13 protein-coding genes are annotated in these 15,868 nt (G+C 63.9%); 7 read left to right on the top strand and 6 right to left on the bottom strand.

Going from position 1 to position 15,868, the window contains the following annotated elements; all coding sequences use genetic code 11:
* Positions 1-67: 67 nt before the first annotated feature.
* On the bottom strand, positions 68-1,051 hold the full coding sequence (locus J8I26_RS14150) for a tripartite tricarboxylate transporter substrate binding protein (protein ID WP_209607746.1): 984 nt from the start codon (positions 1,049-1,051) through the stop codon (positions 68-70).
* A 638-nt stretch (positions 1,052-1,689) separates the two neighbouring features.
* Between J8I26_RS14150 and J8I26_RS14145 the strand changes: the two genes are divergently transcribed.
* The 7 genes from J8I26_RS14145 (at position 1,690) to J8I26_RS14115 (ending at position 9,971) form a co-directional block, all read left to right on the top strand.
* Complete coding sequence (locus J8I26_RS14145; RefSeq protein WP_209607745.1) at positions 1,690-1,860, top strand: hypothetical protein; 171 nt, start codon at positions 1,690-1,692, stop codon at positions 1,858-1,860.
* Between the two features lie 142 nt (positions 1,861-2,002).
* Positions 2,003-3,733: an IlvD/Edd family dehydratase gene (locus J8I26_RS14140; RefSeq protein WP_209607744.1), complete on the top strand. Its 1,731-nt coding sequence runs from the start codon at positions 2,003-2,005 to the stop codon at positions 3,731-3,733.
* Positions 3,734-4,059: 326 nt separating this feature from the next.
* A complete protein-coding gene (locus J8I26_RS14135) occupies positions 4,060-5,028 on the top strand; it encodes a C-terminal binding protein (protein WP_209607743.1) in 969 nt (322 codons plus the stop codon).
* Positions 5,029-5,267: 239 nt separating this feature from the next.
* Positions 5,268-6,353, top strand: a complete 1,086-nt coding sequence (gene ugpC / locus J8I26_RS14130; RefSeq protein WP_209607742.1) for a sn-glycerol-3-phosphate ABC transporter ATP-binding protein UgpC — start codon at positions 5,268-5,270, stop codon at positions 6,351-6,353.
* Positions 6,354-6,643: 290 nt separating this feature from the next.
* Positions 6,644-7,975 carry an extracellular solute-binding protein gene (locus J8I26_RS14125; protein ID WP_209607741.1) on the top strand — a complete coding sequence of 444 codons (1,332 nt, stop codon included), beginning with the start codon at positions 6,644-6,646 and terminating at the stop codon, positions 7,973-7,975.
* Between the two features lie 215 nt (positions 7,976-8,190).
* Positions 8,191-9,090, top strand: a complete 900-nt coding sequence (locus tag J8I26_RS14120; RefSeq protein ID WP_209607740.1) for a sugar ABC transporter permease — start codon at positions 8,191-8,193, stop codon at positions 9,088-9,090.
* Positions 9,090-9,971 (top strand): carbohydrate ABC transporter permease, encoded by an 882-nt coding sequence (locus J8I26_RS14115; protein WP_209607739.1) that lies wholly within the window; start codon positions 9,090-9,092, stop codon positions 9,969-9,971. Before J8I26_RS14120 ends, J8I26_RS14115 begins: the two co-directional genes overlap by 1 nt.
* A gap of 86 nt (positions 9,972-10,057) precedes the next feature.
* On the opposite strand, the gene J8I26_RS22685 is transcribed toward J8I26_RS14115, so the two are convergent.
* From J8I26_RS22685 to J8I26_RS14095, 5 genes are all read right to left on the bottom strand, one after another.
* Positions 10,058-10,219, bottom strand: a complete 162-nt coding sequence (locus J8I26_RS22685) for a hypothetical protein (protein ID WP_245200334.1) — start codon at positions 10,217-10,219, stop codon at positions 10,058-10,060.
* Entirely contained in the window at positions 10,170-11,738 is a 1,569-nt protein-coding gene (locus J8I26_RS14110; protein ID WP_245200333.1) for a phosphoethanolamine transferase, read from the bottom strand. Before J8I26_RS14110 ends, J8I26_RS22685 begins: the two co-directional genes overlap by 50 nt.
* A gap of 218 nt (positions 11,739-11,956) precedes the next feature.
* Positions 11,957-12,502: a glutathione peroxidase gene (locus J8I26_RS14105; RefSeq protein WP_209607738.1), complete on the bottom strand. Its 546-nt coding sequence runs from the start codon at positions 12,500-12,502 to the stop codon at positions 11,957-11,959.
* Between the two features lie 250 nt (positions 12,503-12,752).
* Positions 12,753-14,072 carry a cytochrome c gene (locus J8I26_RS14100; protein ID WP_209607737.1) on the bottom strand — a complete coding sequence of 440 codons (1,320 nt, stop codon included), beginning with the start codon at positions 14,070-14,072 and terminating at the stop codon, positions 12,753-12,755.
* 13 nt (positions 14,073-14,085) lie between these two features.
* The gene (locus J8I26_RS14095) at positions 14,086-15,867 is read right to left on the bottom strand and encodes a GMC family oxidoreductase (protein ID WP_209607736.1); all 1,782 of its coding nucleotides are present in this window, start codon (positions 15,865-15,867) and stop codon (positions 14,086-14,088) included.
* Position 15,868: the final 1 nt, after the last annotated feature.

Genomic DNA, 15,868 nt, shown 5'->3' with positions numbered 1-15,868 from the left:
TCGTGAACCTGAGCTGCACGGGAAGACGCCGGCCGCACCGGCCGACCGGCGTCATGCGCCTGGCGCCTTAGCGGGACATGCCCAGGGTCTTCAGGATCGCCCCCATATCGGCATCGCTCTTGTCCATGAATTTGCCGAACTCGGCGGAGTCGGCATACATCGTGCCGAAGCCGCGGCCGCTCATGAAGTCTTTGTACTCCTTGCTGTCGTAAATCTTTTTCAGGCTGGCCGACAGCTTGGCCTGCACGTCGGCCGGAATGCCCTTGGGCGCGACGATGCCGCGCCAGGCGCCGTTGGTCCAGCTGCTGCCGGTGAGACTCTTCAAGGTCGGCACCTTGGGATACAGCGCCGCCGGCTCGTTGGCCATCACCACCAGCGGTGTAGCCTTGCCGGCGTCAATCAGCGAGCGCGCTTCAGGCAGCGACGCCGCCACGATGTCCACGCCGCCCGCGGCCAGGTCCACCATAGCCGGCGCCGCGCCGTTGGACGGCACGAAGCGCACGGCATTGGGCGCCAGCTTCAGGTCGTTCAGCATGCCTGCCAGGCCCAGGTGCCAGATGCCGCCCTGCCCGGTGCCGGAAGCCTTCAGCTTGCCGGGGTTGGCCTTGATTGCCTTGAGCAGGTCATCGAAGCTCTTGTACGGGGAGTCGTGGCTGACGGTCAACGCGGCCGGGTCGAAGTTCATCAGCGCCAGTGGCGTGAAGTCGCGCGGGGTCAGCTTGGTCAGGCCCTGGTGGTGCATCATGGCGATTTCCACCGTGGCGATGCCGATGGTGTAGCCGTCAGGCGCGCCGCTGGCGATGGCCTGGTGCCCGACCGCGCCATTGCCGCCGGTGCGGTTGACGACGTTGACCGGCTGGCCGATATCCTTCTCCAGCAAGGCGCCGATGATGCGCGCGGTGGCGTCGGTGCCGCCGCCGGCGCCCCAAGGCACCACCAGCGTCACCGGCCGCTCGGGCCAGGCGGCGAACGCTGCGGGAGCGGCCAGCGCGGTACAGGCGACGGCCGCAGCCGCAAAGGTCTTGAACAGGGTTCTGCGTGTGAAATTCATGTCTCCTCCGGTGTCTGAGAGCAGAAACGGTTTGGCGTAGGACTTTCCGTTTCCGCATGCTTGACCTGCATGGGGATGTTGAATACCGTCTTTGTTATGCGCAGGTAACTATGCCTAGCGGTCTTTTGTGCAGCCCTGTCGGACTTGTCGTTTGTGCATTTCCCGGCGTGGCGCTTTGCTGTACGATGAATCGCGCCACAGAGGTAATGTGGTCAGACCAGCGCAGGCTAGAATTTCATATCCGACTGGCAGTGTCAAGGATGAATACTGCGCATCAAAATAATTCATCCATCACGCGCCGCAACATTTTCACCCGGCCGCAAAGCCTTGCCGGGCCTGGCTTCCCCGGCCACGACATGCCGCGCATGATGCTGCACGGCCACAGCCGGAAATGCGAGCCTCGCATCCCTTCGAAAACTGCAAATCCAATTTGGTATTACCACTTGACCAAACGGAGAATGCTGCAATAGACTCGCTGCCAATCGAACAAGTCACGTCGCGCAACGCGGCCGCGCCAACGTCCCGGAGACGAGCGCAGCCCCGGCAGAACGGACGGCACATGACCCAGTCGCGCGTCGCAAGACGCCAGCGGCATCAGGCAACGGAGACAACCTTTGGCACACGCGGCATATGCAGTCATGAGCGCGCACGGCAGGTCACACGGCAGCTGGACCCATGCCGCCGTGGCCGCCCTGCCCTCGACCACGCGTGCACGCCGCGCGCTGCACCGCGCCTCCTCCTTCGGTTCGCTGCTGGCCTTCCTGCTGATCGACTTTTCCCGCTATTTCTTTGACCAGGGCGACAGTTAACTCTGCCGCCCCACGCGCGCGTGCTGCGATGCGCGCCACGCAGTAAGGAACAGAAAAACACCGGACGCGCCCGTCGCGCCCGGCACATTGATTGGCACGGGCGGCGCCGACAGCGGCGCGCCCGTCATCGAGGGAATCCCACATGACTGACGATACAAAGAAACTCACCCGCCGCAGCCAGGCCTGGTTCGGCCGCCAGGACCGCGACGGCTTCATCTACCGCTCCTGGGTCAAGAACCGCGGCATCCCGCACGACCAATTCGACGGCCGTCCGGTGATCGGCATCTGCAACACCTATTCCGAACTCACCCCCTGCAACTCGCACTTCCGCGCCTTGGCCGAACAGGTCAAGATCGGCATCTGGGAAGCCGGCGGCTTCCCGCTGGAGTTCCCGGTGATGTCGCTGGGCGAGACCCTGCTGCGCCCGACCGCCATGCTGTACCGCAACCTGGCGTCGATGGACGTGGAAGAGTCGATCCGCGCCAACCCGCTGGACGGCGTGGTGCTGCTGATGGGTTGCGACAAGACCACCCCTGCCCTGCTGATGGGCGCGGCCTCGGTCGACGTGCCGACCATCGGCGTGTCCGGCGGCCCCATGTTGTCGGGCAAGTACCGCGGCCGTGAACTGGGTTCGGGCACCGGCGTGTGGCAGATGTCGGAAGACGTGCGCGCCGGCAAGATGACGCAGGAAGAATTCTTCGAAGCCGAAAGCTGCATGCACCGTTCGCACGGCCACTGCATGACCATGGGCACCGCCTCCACCATGGCCAGCATGGTGGAAGCGCTGGGCGTGGGCCTGCCGCACAACGCCGCGATTCCCGCGGTGGACGCGCGCCGCAACGTGCTGGCGCGCAACGCCGGTCGTCGCATCGTCGACATGGTCAAGGAAGACTTGGTGCTGTCCAAGATCCTGACCCGCCAGGCGTTTGAAAACGCCATCCGCGTCAACGCCGCCATCGGCGGCTCCACCAACGCGGTGATCCACCTGCTGGCCATCGCCGGGCGCATCGGCATCAACCTGAACCTGAAGGATTGGGACGACATCGGCCAGAAGCTGCCCTGCCTGCTGGATCTGCAGCCGTCGGGCAAATTCCTGATGGAAGACTTCTACTACGCAGGCGGCCTGCCGGCCGTGATCCGCCAGATGGAAAGCGTGATCGACAAGACCGCGCTGACCGCCAACGGCAACACGCTGTGGGACAACTGCAAGGACGCGCCGAACTGGAACGAGGAAGTGATCCGCTCCTTCGACAAGCCGTTCAAGGAAGCCGCCGGCATCGCCATCCTGAAGGGCAACCTGGCCCCGGACGGCGCCGTCATCAAGCCCTCGGCCGCCACCCCGGAACTGTTGAAGCACCGCGGCCGCGCCGTGGTGTTCGAGAACAGCGACGACCTGCACAAGCGTATCGACGACGAGAACCTGGACGTGGACGAAACCTGCGTGCTGGTGCTGAAGAACTGCGGCCCCAAGGGTTACCCGGGTATGGCCGAAGCCGGCAACATGCCGTTGCCGCCGAAGATCCTGCGCAAGGGCATCACCGACATGGTGCGCGTGTCCGACGCCCGCATGAGCGGCACTGCCTACGGCACCGTGGTGCTGCACGTGTCGCCGGAAGCGGCCGCCGGCGGTCCGCTGGCGCTGGTGCAGAACGGCGACTTCATCGAGCTCGACGTGGAGGCCCGCAAGCTGCACCTGGACGTCAGCGACGAGGAACTGGAACGCCGCCGCGCCGCCTGGCAAAAGCCTGAGGCGCCGGCCAACCGCGGCTGGGTCAAGCTCTACGTGGATCACGTGCAGCAGGCCAACCTCGGCGCCGACCTCGACTTCCTGGTCGGCAAGAGCGGCCCCTACGTGCCCAAGGACAACCACTAAGCACCGACACGCAGCACATCAGCAGTTGCAACAATTGCAGTAATTGCAGCACCCCGGGCGCCAAGGCAGCCGACGCCAGAATCGCCACCTGGCGCCCGGGACATCAAACCCTTTTGGAATGTTGAACAAGGTTGAATCAAGGCCACCAGAAACAGAAATAGAAAATCATCCCGACCACTGCACACAGAGCCACAGGCCAGCGCAGCGGTAAGGAAGCAGTATCAGTAGTGCTGGTGCTTGCGGATCGTAAAAACAGATCAAACGAACGCAGGCGTCAGAAGTAATTGCATCAGGTGGAATTGAGACAACCATCATGGAGACGAGCAATGAAAGTACTGATCACCGATTACGATTTCCCCGACGTCGACCTCGAGCTCGCGCTCTACAAGGCCGCCGGCGTCGAGGTGGTGACGGCGCAATGCCGCACCGAGGAAGACGTGATTGCCGCATCTGAAGGATGCCAGGGCCTGCTGGTGCAATATGCGCCGGTCAACGCCAAGGTATTCGCGGCGCGCCCTGAAATCCGCATCGCCAGCCGCTACGGCGCCGGCTTTGACACCATCAACACCGAGGACGCCGCCAAGTATGGCGTGTGGGTCGGCAACTCGCCCGACTACGGCGTGGGCGAAGTCGCCACGCACGCGCTGGCAATGGCGCTCGACCTGATCCGCAACATCACCGTCTACGACCGCGCGGTCAAGGCCGGCGAATGGCACTACACCACCGCCGGCATCATTCCGCGCGCCTCGGAGATGACGCTGGGCATCGTCGGCCTGGGACGCATCGGCAAGCGCATGGCGCACATCAGCCGCAACGTGTTCAAGCGTGTGATCGCCTATGACCCGCACATCATCGATGGCGACTTCCCCGCTTACGTCGAGCGCGTCGGCCGCGAAGAGCTGTTCAAGCAGGCCGACGTGGTGTCGCTGCACACGCCACTCAACGACGAAACCCGCAACATGATCGACAGCTCGCTGTTGAAGCTGCTCAAGCCGCAAAGCTACCTGGTCAACTCGGCGCGCGGCGGCCTGATCAAGATCGACGACCTGCTGGCGGCGCTGGACGGCGGCCAGTTGAAGGGTGCCGGCCTAGACGTGCTGCCGGTGGAGCCGCCGGAAACGGCCGCCGCTATCGTGCAGCACAAGCGTGTGCTATTGTCGCCGCACGCAGCGTTCTACTCCGACGTCGCGGCGCGTGAACTGCGCCGCAAGGCAGCCCAGAACCTGATCGACTGGGACCGCAGCGGCCGACCATCCTACGTGGTCGTCGAAGGCAAGAAAGACAACAAGAAATAATTCCCCGTCGACAAGACAGACGACAGGGAACGCCAACGCAGCAACATCGCCGGCATGGCCGGCGGTGCATGTGTAAAGGGGACGCCCGATCCCCGCTTGCCGCCCCATACGGATCACAAGGCCGGCATCCATCATGAATTAAAAGAAAGAGCTTTCGGCGTCAGTCCGCGCGCATGCATACCCGCGCATGGAACCGGTTCCGTCGGCATCAAACGAGGATACACACGAGGAGCAATTGCATGGCATCAGTACAGATTCGCGCAGTCAAAAAACAATTCGGCAGCACCCAGATCATCCGCGGTGTCGACATCGATATCGCCGACGGCGAATTCACCGTCCTGGTGGGCCCGTCCGGCTGCGGCAAGTCGACCCTCCTGCGCATGCTCGCAGGCCTGGAAGAGATCAGCGGCGGCGAGATCCTGATCGGCGGCACGGTGGTCAACAACGTCCAGCCCAAGGATCGCGACATCGCCATGGTGTTCCAGAACTACGCCCTGTATCCGCACATGACGGTGCGCGACAACATGGCCTTCTCGCTGACGCTGGCCAAGAAGGACAAATCCTTCGTCGAGGAGCGCGTCAAGAAGGCGGCCGACATCCTGGGCCTGAACCAGCTGCTGGAACGCTATCCGCGCCAGCTCTCCGGCGGCCAGCGCCAGCGCGTGGCGATGGGCCGCGCCATCGTGCGCGACCCGCAGGTGTTCCTGTTCGACGAACCGCTGTCCAACCTCGACGCCAAGCTGCGCGTGCAGATGCGCACCGAGATCAAGGAACTGCACCAGCGCCTGAAGACTACCTCCATCTACGTCACCCACGACCAGATCGAGGCGATGACCATGGCCGACCAGATCGTCGTCATGCGCGACGGTCTGGTCGAGCAGCGCGGCCGTCCTCTGGATCTGTACGACCATCCGGCCAACCTGTTCGTGGCCGGCTTCATCGGCTCGCCGGCGATGAACTTCATCCCCGCCACCCTGCGCCGCTCGGGTGAGCGCGCCGAAGTCGAATTCGCCGACGGCACCCGACTGCCCGCCCCCTACGGCGCCAACCTGGACGGCAACGACGGCCAGAAGGTGACCTACGGCGTGCGTCCCGAACACCTCTCCATCGGCGCAGCCGGCGAAGGCATCGCCACCAAGGTGGTGGTGGTCGAGCCGACCGGCGCCGACACCGAAGTGTTCAGCCGCTTCGGCGAGTCCAGCCTGACCTCGATCTTCCGTGAACGTCACGGCTTCGGCGCCGGCGACACCATCCACCTGGTGCCAGATCACACGCGCACGCACCTGTTCGACGCCGAGTCCGGCAAGACGCTGGCGCGTCGCTGAGTCACACCGTACAGATAAGCAGAAGAAGCACCCAGTAGCATCAGCAGCAACAAGAAAAATCCGTAAAAGAGTCGCCGGCAAAGCGTCGCTGGCAAGGGCGAGCGGGGAATTCGGATCGGACACGATCCGCCCGCGCAGCAGTCCGCGCATAACAGCGCGGGCGCGCCCTGCAAGGGCGCCAACGAAGGCAGTACGAAAGTACGACGAGGCGGCGCAACGCGGCCAGCGGCGGTTTGCCGGCGACTCTCAGCGGTCCATTCCACTTTCAACACACTGAAGGAGTAGGAGACATGAGCAAGCTGACAAGACGCGACTTCCTGGTGAGCAGTGCCGCAGCCGCCGCTGCATCCAGCGTGGGCATGAACGCCTTCGCCGCCGGCCCGGGCGCAGCCGGCGCCGACAGCATCAAGTACCCGATCGAATCCGGCGCCACCCTGCGCGTGCTGCGCTGGAAGCGCTTCGTGCAGGGCGACGAAGACCTGTGGAACGCCAACGTCAAGAAATTCACCGAGCTGACCGGCGTGGCCGTGCGCACCGACAGCGAAGGCTGGGAAGACGTGCGTCCGAAGTCGGCCGTGGCGGCCAACGTCGGCAGCGGCCCGGACATCGTGCTGGGCTGGTTCGACGACCCGCAGCAGTATCCCACCAAGTTGGTCGACATGACCGACCTGGCCGACTCGCTGGGCAAGCGCTACGGCGGCTGGTACGACGTCTGCCGCAAGTACGGCACCAAGGACGGCAAGTGGATCGCCCTGCCGCTGGGCGTGATCGGCAACGCCCTGGTCTATCGTGAAAGCCAGATCAAGGCCGCCGGCTTCGACGCCATCCCCAAGGACACCGCCGGCTTCCTGAAGCTGTGCCAGGCGCTGAAGGCCAAGAACACCCCGGTCGGCTTCGCGCTGGGCAAGGCGGTGGGCGACGCCAACAACTGGGCGCACTGGCTGTTGTGGTCGCACGGCGGCAAGCTGGTGGACAAAAACGGCCACGTGGCGATCAACTCGCCCGAAACCAAGGCCGCGCTGGAATACGCCAAGCAGCTCTACGCCACCTTCGTGCCCGGCACCCTGTCGTGGCAGGATCCGTCCAACAACAAGGCTTACCTGGACGGCCAGATCAGCATGACCGCCAACGGCATCTCGGTGTACTACGCGGCCAAGAACTCCACCGATCCGAAGCTGCAGGAGATCGGCAAGGACACCCAGCACGCGCACTTCCCGATCGGCCCCGCCGGCAAGCCGACCGAGCTGATGCAGATCACCCAGATGATGGTGTTCAAGCACACCAAGTTCCCCAACGCGGCCAAGGCCTTCGTGCAGTTCATGTTCGAGCCGGATCAGTACAACCCATGGATGAAGGCCTCGATCGGCTACGTCAGCCAGCCGCTGAAGGCCTACGAGAAGAACCCGATCTGGACCGAAGACCCGAAGGCCACCGTCTACCGCGACTCCGCTGCGATCATGCTGGACCATGGCCACGAAGGTCCGCTGGGCCAGGCCTCGGCGGCGTGCATGGCCGACTATGTGGTGGTGGACATGGTGGCCGAAGCGGCCAGCGGCTCCAAGACCGTGCAGCAGGCGATCGACCGCGCGGCCGATCGCGCCAAGCGCTTCTACAAGGCTTGATGCAGGTCTGAAAGCAAGGCATCCGGCGTGTGCGGCGACACCGGCAGCAACAGTCGCGGCGCACGCCGGAGATGGCGAGGAGCCTCCGTCACATCGACGGACGAATGGGCAGGTTGTCAGGGCCTGCCGGCTCCGGTCTGCGCGCCATCGCATGCACCAAGAGAAAACAGCATCCGCCGCACGCTCGTCGTGGGGCGACTCAACCGAGGCGAATCATGCTATCCCGTTTCCTGAATAACCGTAACGTACTGGGCATGCTGTTCATGGCCCCGGCCGTGATCCTGCTGGTGGTGTTCCTGACCTACCCGCTGGGGCTGGGCGTGTGGCTGGGCTTCACCGACACCAAGATCGGCGGCGAAGGCAGCTTCATCGGCCTGGACAACTACACCTATCTGTTTGGCGACTCGCTGGCGCAGCTGTCGCTGTTCAACACCATCTTCTACACCGTCAGCGCCAGCATCCTGAAGTTCGCGCTGGGCCTGTGGCTGGCGATCCTGTTGAACAAGAACGTGCCGCTGAAGACCTTCTTCCGCGCCATCGTCCTGCTGCCCTGGATCGTTCCCACCGCGCTGTCCGCGCTGGCCTTCTGGTGGCTGTATGACGCGCAGTTCTCCGTCATCAGCTGGGCATTGACCAAGATGGGACTGATCGACCACTACATCGACTTCCTCGGCGACCCGTGGAACGCGCGCTGGTCGACCGTGTTCGCCAACGTCTGGCGCGGCATTCCGTTCGTGGCGATCTCGCTGCTGGCCGGCCTGCAGACCATCTCGCCTTCGCTGTATGAAGCGGCGGCCATCGACGGCGCCACGCCGTGGCAGCAGTTCCGCCACGTTACGCTGCCGCTCCTGACCCCGATCATCGCGGTGGTGATGACCTTCTCGGTGCTGTTCACCTTCACCGACTTCCAGCTGATCTACGTGCTGACCCGCGGCGGTCCATTGAACGCCACCCACCTGATGGCCACGCTGTCGTTCCAGCGCGCCATTCCCGGCGGCGCACTGGGCGAAGGCGCGGCGCTGGCAACCTACATGATTCCCTTCCTGCTGGCAGCGATCATGTTCTCGTACTTCGGCCTGCAACGTCGCGGCTGGCAACAAGGAGGTGACAAATAATGGCCAAGAAAAAAGACGACCAGATGGAAACCCAGGGCATGGATTTTCTGCAGTCCACCCCGCGTCGCTGGGTCACCATTTACCTGCCGCTGCTCATCTTCCTGTTCGTGCTGCTGTTCCCGTTCTACTGGATGGTGATCACCGCGTTCAAACCGGATGCCGAGCTGCTCTCGCAAAGCGGCAACCCGTTCTGGGTGATCGCGCCGACGCTGGCGCACTTCAAGAAATTGCTCTTTGAAACCCAGTACCCGGCCTGGCTGTTGAACACCGTGATCGTGTCGGTGGTCTCGACCTTCGCCTCGCTGGCGGCCAGCGTGTTTGCCGCCTATGCGATCGAACGCCTGCGGTTCCAGGGCTCCAAGCAGGTCGGCCTGGGCATCTTCCTGGCCTACCTGATCCCGCCTTCGATCCTGTTCATCCCGCTGGCGGCGATCGTGTTCAAGCTGGGCCTGTTCGACACCCGCTGGGCGCTGATCCTGACCTACCCGACCTTCCTGATTCCGTTCTGCACCTGGCTGCTGATGGGTTACTTCCGCTCGATCCCGTACGAGCTGGAGGAGTGCGCGCTGATCGACGGCGCCACGCGCTGGGAAATCCTGGTCAAGATCATCCTGCCGCTGGCAGTGCCAGGCCTGATCTCGGCGGGCATCTTCGCCTTCACACTGTCGTGGAACGAGTTCATCTACGCGCTGACCTTCATCTCCTCCTCGGAAGTGAAGACGGTGCCGGTGGGCATCGTCACCGAACTGGTCGACGGCGACGTCTACCACTGGGGCGCACTGATGGCCGGCGCCCTCCTGGGCTCGCTGCCGGTGGCGGTGGTGTACTCCTTTTTCGTGGAGTACTACGTCTCGGGCATGACGGGGGCGGTGAAGGAATAGCCTGTCCCGGCAAGAAGCAGGCTGCAAGAAAAAAGACACCCCCAGGGGTGTCTTTTTTTATGCCGCTGCGTTTGAGAACCGGCCGCTCAGCCCTGCGGCGCGCGATTGTAGATCACCGCGCGCGGCTCGTAGGGTGCGCCGTTGATGCGGCGCATGCCGTTGATGAAATCCTCGCCTTCGAAGGCGTCGCTGAGCACATCACGCTCGGGCTGATAGTAGGCGGAGCGAATCGCCAGCAGGCCCAGCACGGTGTGCTCCAGATGGTCTGGTCTGGTAGGGGCGATATTCGAGCATGGCTTTTTCATCCGGACTCTTGCCGGTGAAGGAGCGCGTCCACAGCAGCATCGGGATCTCGTAGCCGGAGGCGTCGGCCACCGACTGGCCGGCGTGGTCGCGCGTGTGCCCCACTTCCTGCGCATGGTCGGAACTGAACAGCAGGCTGGCGTTGTCGGCCGGCGCGCTTTGCATCAGGCGACGGATCATGCTGCCCAGCACGAAGTCGTTGTAGGCGATGGCGTTGTCGTACTCATTGCGCATGCGGCGGATCCACAGGGAGCGCTGGGCGCCTTCCAGCTGGCTGGAGACCGCGTCGGCCGCGCCGTCGAAAAGGGAAAATTCCCTCGGGTAACGCATGTCGTAGGTCGGATGCGCGCCCAGCAGGTGGACGATGATCAGCTTCTTTGGGGCCGGGTCGTCCAGCGACGCGGCCAGCCCGGGCAAGAGGTTACCGTCGTAGTTGTTCTCGCCGCGCCCCGCGCCCTTGTTGATGAACCGCTTTTCATCGGCGCGATTGGAGACCAGGCCCAGCCAGCCGTCGTTGGGCACTTGGTTGGAAATCCAGAAGGTCTTGAAGCCGGCCTCCTTGGCCAGCATCACCACGTCGGGCTTGCTGTTCCAGCCGTTGGGGTCGTCCAGGCTGGCGGGCGTGAACATCTTCATCAGCGAGGACATGGTGGCCGGCTCGGACGACACCACGTCGCGGAACACCAGCAATTCCTTGCGCATGGCATCCAGTGTCGGCGTGGTGTTGCGCGCATAGCCGTACAGCGACATGTTGTTGCGGTTGATGCTTTCGCCGATCACCCAGACCACGGTGTTGCGCTCGGGCCCGGCATAGCGCACGCGCCACTCGGCCGGGGGCGCCATGCGGCGCGCGATGTTGCTTTGCATGTCTTGCGCATAAGCCATCTGGGCGCGGTAGTCGAGGTAACGAATGGGCCAGAACAGCAGCGGGTTTTCCTTGGCCATGGTGGGATTGAAATGCAGCGCCAGGAACAAGGTCAGCAACATGCCGACGGCCAGCGCGCCGCGACGCGGCAATGCCGTCCCGGATCGCCCAGCCTCGGCGCGCGCCAGGCGGCGTTCAGCCACCAGCGCAAGCACTGACACCACCACGAAAGCGATCACAGCCTGCGCCACCTGCCGCCAGTTGTGCTGGAAGAACTCGCCGCTCTCGGCGGGATTGGTATTGAAGATCGCCTGCAACACCAGCACCGGGTTGGGCCGCAAGCCGAAATAGTCGCGCAGGAAACCCTTGATCGCGGCATCGAGGAAAAACAGCAGCAGGATCAATATCGTGGCGCCCGACAACCACACCGGCCGGTTCCTGAAGTAAGGGATGACCATGAACAACCCGGCAATCCCGGGCAGTGCGGTCGCCATCAGCAACCCGCTCTTGGCGAACTCGTTCGCACTCACCATGCCCAGCGCCCAGAAGGCGGCCATGCCGGCCAGGCCCAGGCCGAGCCGATTGATCAGCTGTCTCAATGTGGTTCTTTCCGCCGCGCGCGTCGGCTATGTCTGCTGTGTTGGCGCCCGTTGCGGCGCCCCCGGCCCCCTTGCCGGGCATTCGTTGGTTCCCTCCCTTGACGACAAACGGCGCCCCGAAGGGCGCCGGCAGATGCGACAAGGCCGCGCATTGAGACTGACAGGAATCGAATTTGTTTCATCGGCGCCGAAATTTATCCGCGCCGACCCGGCCTGCCTCAGGCCTTGGCCAGCTCGGTCTCGACGGCCTCGCGCAAACGGGCGTCGTCGGCCGTCACATCGGGCGCAAAGCGGCCAACCACCTGGCCCTTGCGGTCGACCAGGAATTTCTCGAAGTTCCACAGCACGTCGGCCGGCTCGCCCGACACCAGTCCCATGCCCGCCAGGCGTTCGCGGAACGGGCCGTCGCCGGTGGCCTGCGGCTGTGCCGCGGTCAGCGCGGCGTACAAGGGATGGCGATCCTCGCCCTTGACCGAGATCTTGGAGAACATCGGGAAATGCACGTCATAGGTCAGCGAGCAGAACTCGCTGATCTCGGCGTCGCTGCCCGGCTCCTGGCCCTTGAAATTGTTGGCCGGGAAACCCAGCACTTCCAATCCTTCGGCATGCTTTTCCTGGTACAGCTTTTCCAGGCCCTCGTACTGCTTGGTCAGGCCGCACTTGGAGGCGACGTTGACCACCAGCAGCACGCTGCCGGCATAGTCGGACAAGGCAGCGGCGCTGCCGTCGATGCGGTTGACGGGGATATCCTGGATCTGGCTCATGGTTCTTCCTTTCGGGTTCGGTTGATGATCGTTACGTTCGCTTGTTGCGTGCGCTCTTATTGCATGCGCTTGCCTTGTCCGGTTGCGGGCTCTGCGCCGCAGCGCTCCACCCTACCAAAGATCGGCCGCCCCTGCAGGCGGCGCACTCTTGCCGGACAGGCAATAAAAAAGCGGCCGTCCCTCTTCGGAACGGCCGCTTTCCGTTCCCGGCAGACGCTCTCGCGTCCACCGGGAAGATGCTGCTGACTGCTTACTTCTTGGCGACGGTACCGCTGTCGGCGCCCACGGTCTTCTTCGGCAGTTCCTTGCGGACCTTGGCTACATCGCTGGCCGAGACGGCGCCGGCGTTGTTGCCCCAGCTGCTGCGGATGAAGGTGACGATTTCAGCCACTTCCTGGTCCGACAGGCGATCGCCGAAGGCCGGCATGGCGAACTGCGTCGGGCCTTTCTGGGTCCACGGCATTTCGGCGCCTTCCAGCACGATCTTGATCAGCGAGGCCGGGTTGTCGGCGTTCACCGTCGCGCTCTGCGACAGCTGCGGGAAGGTTTCCTTCCAACCCTTGCCGCTGCTGCGGTGGCAGGCGGCGCAGTTGTTCAGGAAGCCCATCGCGCCCGGGCTCTGGTCGGAACCCTTGCGCAGCGCCTGGTGCGTCTTGTCGTCATAGGCCAGCGGTGCAACACCTTCCTTCACCGGCTTCAGCGACTTGAGGTACTTGGCAATCGCCGTCAGGTCCTCGTCGGTCATGTGCTGGGTGCTGTTGGCCACCACGTCAGCCATGCCGCCGAATGCTGCGGAGTGGCTGTTGCGGCCGGTCTTCAGGAAGGCCACGATGTCACCCTCGCTCCAGCTGCCCAGACCGTCACGCGCATCGCTGCGCAGGTTGTTGGCGAGGAAGCCGTCAATCACGCCGCCCGACAGGAACTGCGTGCTGTCGTCGGTCAGCGCCTTCTCCTGCATGCCTACGCCGCGCGGGGTGTGGCAGGCGCCGCAGTGACCCAGGCCTTCGACCAGGTACTGGCCGCGGATCAGCGGGCTGTTGTCGTCAGCACCGTCGACGGCGACGTTGGGCGCGAACACCTTGCGCCAGATCGACAGCGGCCAGCGCATGGACAGCGGCCAGACGATGTCGACGCCGCGGTTCGGGGTCGGCTCGGCCTTCACGCCGTTCATGAAGTAGGCGTAGAGCGCCTTCACGTCGGCCGGCTTGACCTTGGCGTAAGACGGGTACGGCATGGCCGGATACAGCGACGCGCCATCCTTGCGGATGCCGTGACGCAGGGCCTTGTCGAAATCGTCTTCGCTGTAGTTGCCGATGCCGTTGTCCTTGTCCGGGGTGATGTTGGACGAGTACACGGTGCCGATCGGGGTGGCGATGGGCAGGCCGCCTGCGAAGTCCTTGCCGCCCTTGGCTGTGTGGCACGCCACGCAGTCGCCGGCCTTGGCCAGGTATTCGCCGCGTTTGACCAGCTGCTGGTCGGCCGGAGCGTTTTGCGCCGAAGCCGCGGTAGCCACGAAAGCGGACAGCGACATGACTGCCGCGACAGCGGCGATGAAATGTTTCTTGATCATGGTCGTTATCCTCTTATGCCTGAACCAGCGGGCCGGGGTTTTTCAGATACTGCTCGCGGATCGCCTTGGCGGAGTGATACGCCAGCGCCGTGACCAGGCCGGTCGGGTTGTAGCCCATGTTCTGCGGGAACGCCGAAGCGCCGTACACGAACACGTTGGGCACATCCCAGCTTTGCAGGTACTTGTTGACCACGCTGTTCTTGGGCGTGGTGCCCATGATCGCGCCGCCGGTCAGGTGGGTCGACTGGTACACGCGGGTGTCCCACGAGGAACCGGCCTTGCGCACCGCCTTGACCACCTTCTCCGGGTTCATCGCCTGGCCGACCTTTTCCATCTGGCTGCCGACGTAGCTCAGCATCTTCTCTTCGTTTTCCTTCCAGTTCAGCGTCATGCGCAGCAGCGGCTGGCCGTTGGCGTCCTTGTAGGTCGGATCGAGCGACAGGTAGCAATCGCGGTAGGACATCACCGAGCCGGACATGCCGATGGTCAGGGTGCGCTGGTAAGCGTCCTGCACGCTGGCCTTCCATTCCGAGCCCCAGTTGGAGACCTTCTCGCCCGGCATGGTGCCGGCCTGCTTGATGGGACGGCCGCCGTAGCGCACGTGACGAACCGACGCGCCGCCGATGAAGCCCAGCGGACCGTGGTCGAACTGGTCGGCGTTCAGGTCGTCCATGCCCACGCCGCCGGCGCCGGTGCCGATGAACGGGTTGAACTGGGTGCCCTTGGGCATGACCACGTTGATGCCGCCGTTGTACTGGTAAGCGAAGTTCTTGCCCACCACGCCTTCGCCGGTGACCGGGTCATACGGCTTGCCGATGCCCGACAGCAGCAGCAGGCGCACGTTGTGCGTCTGGAATGCGGTCAGCAGCACCAGGTCGGCCGGTTGCTCGACCTCGCGGCCTTGCGCGTCGATGTAGGTGACGCCGGTGGCGCGCTTGCCCGATGCGTCCAGGTTGACCTTGATCACCTGCGCCTTGGTGCGCACTTCGAAGTTCTTGCGCTTCAACAGCACCGGCAGGATGGTGGTCTGCGGCGAAGCCTTGGAATACATGTAGCAGCCGTAGTTTTCGCAGAAGCCGCAGTAGTTGCAGGGGCCGATGCGCACGCCGTACGGGTTGGTGAACGGCTCGGAAGCATTCGCCGCCGGCGCCGGGTACGGATGGTAGCCGACGTCGCGCATGGCCTTTTCCACCAGCGAGGCGCTGTACTGATAGGTCAGCGGCTTGGTCGGGAATTCGTCGCTGCGTTCGCCTTCCAGCGGGTTGCCGCCTTCGACGATCTTGCCCTTGAGGTTGCCGGCCTTGCCGGACACCGCCATCACTTTTTCCGAGAAGTCGTAGAACGGTTCCAGTTCCTTGTAGGTGACGCCGTGGTCCTGGATGGTCATGCCTTCAGGGATGAACTTCTTGCCGTATTTCTGCTCGTGGTGGCTGCGCATTTCCAGCTCTTCGGGCAGGTTGCGATACATCATGCCGTTCCAGTGGAAACCGGCGCCGCCGACGCCGTCGCCCAGCAGGAAGGAGCCGTGCTGGCGGTATGGCACCGCGATGTCGCTCATGGTGTGACGGATGGTCACGGTTTCACGCGAGAGATCCTGGAACAGCGCGCCGCGCACCGAGTACTTCAGCTCGTCGACCGCCTTCGGATACGGCGTGTCGGTGTTGGTGTCGCGCATGTCGCCGCGTTCCAGCGCCAGCACGGACAGACCGGCTTCGGTCAGTTCCATCCCCATGATGGAGCCGGTCCAGCCCAGGCCCACCATCACCACATCTACTTTGTCTTTTTTGATAGCCATG

This window comes from Herbaspirillum sp. LeCh32-8, assembly GCF_017814915.1.
GTDB lineage: Bacteria > Pseudomonadota > Gammaproteobacteria > Burkholderiales > Burkholderiaceae_D > Herbaspirillum.
The sequence above is the reverse complement of the archived record's forward strand: the minus strand, read 5'-3'. Positions and strand labels throughout refer to the sequence as shown.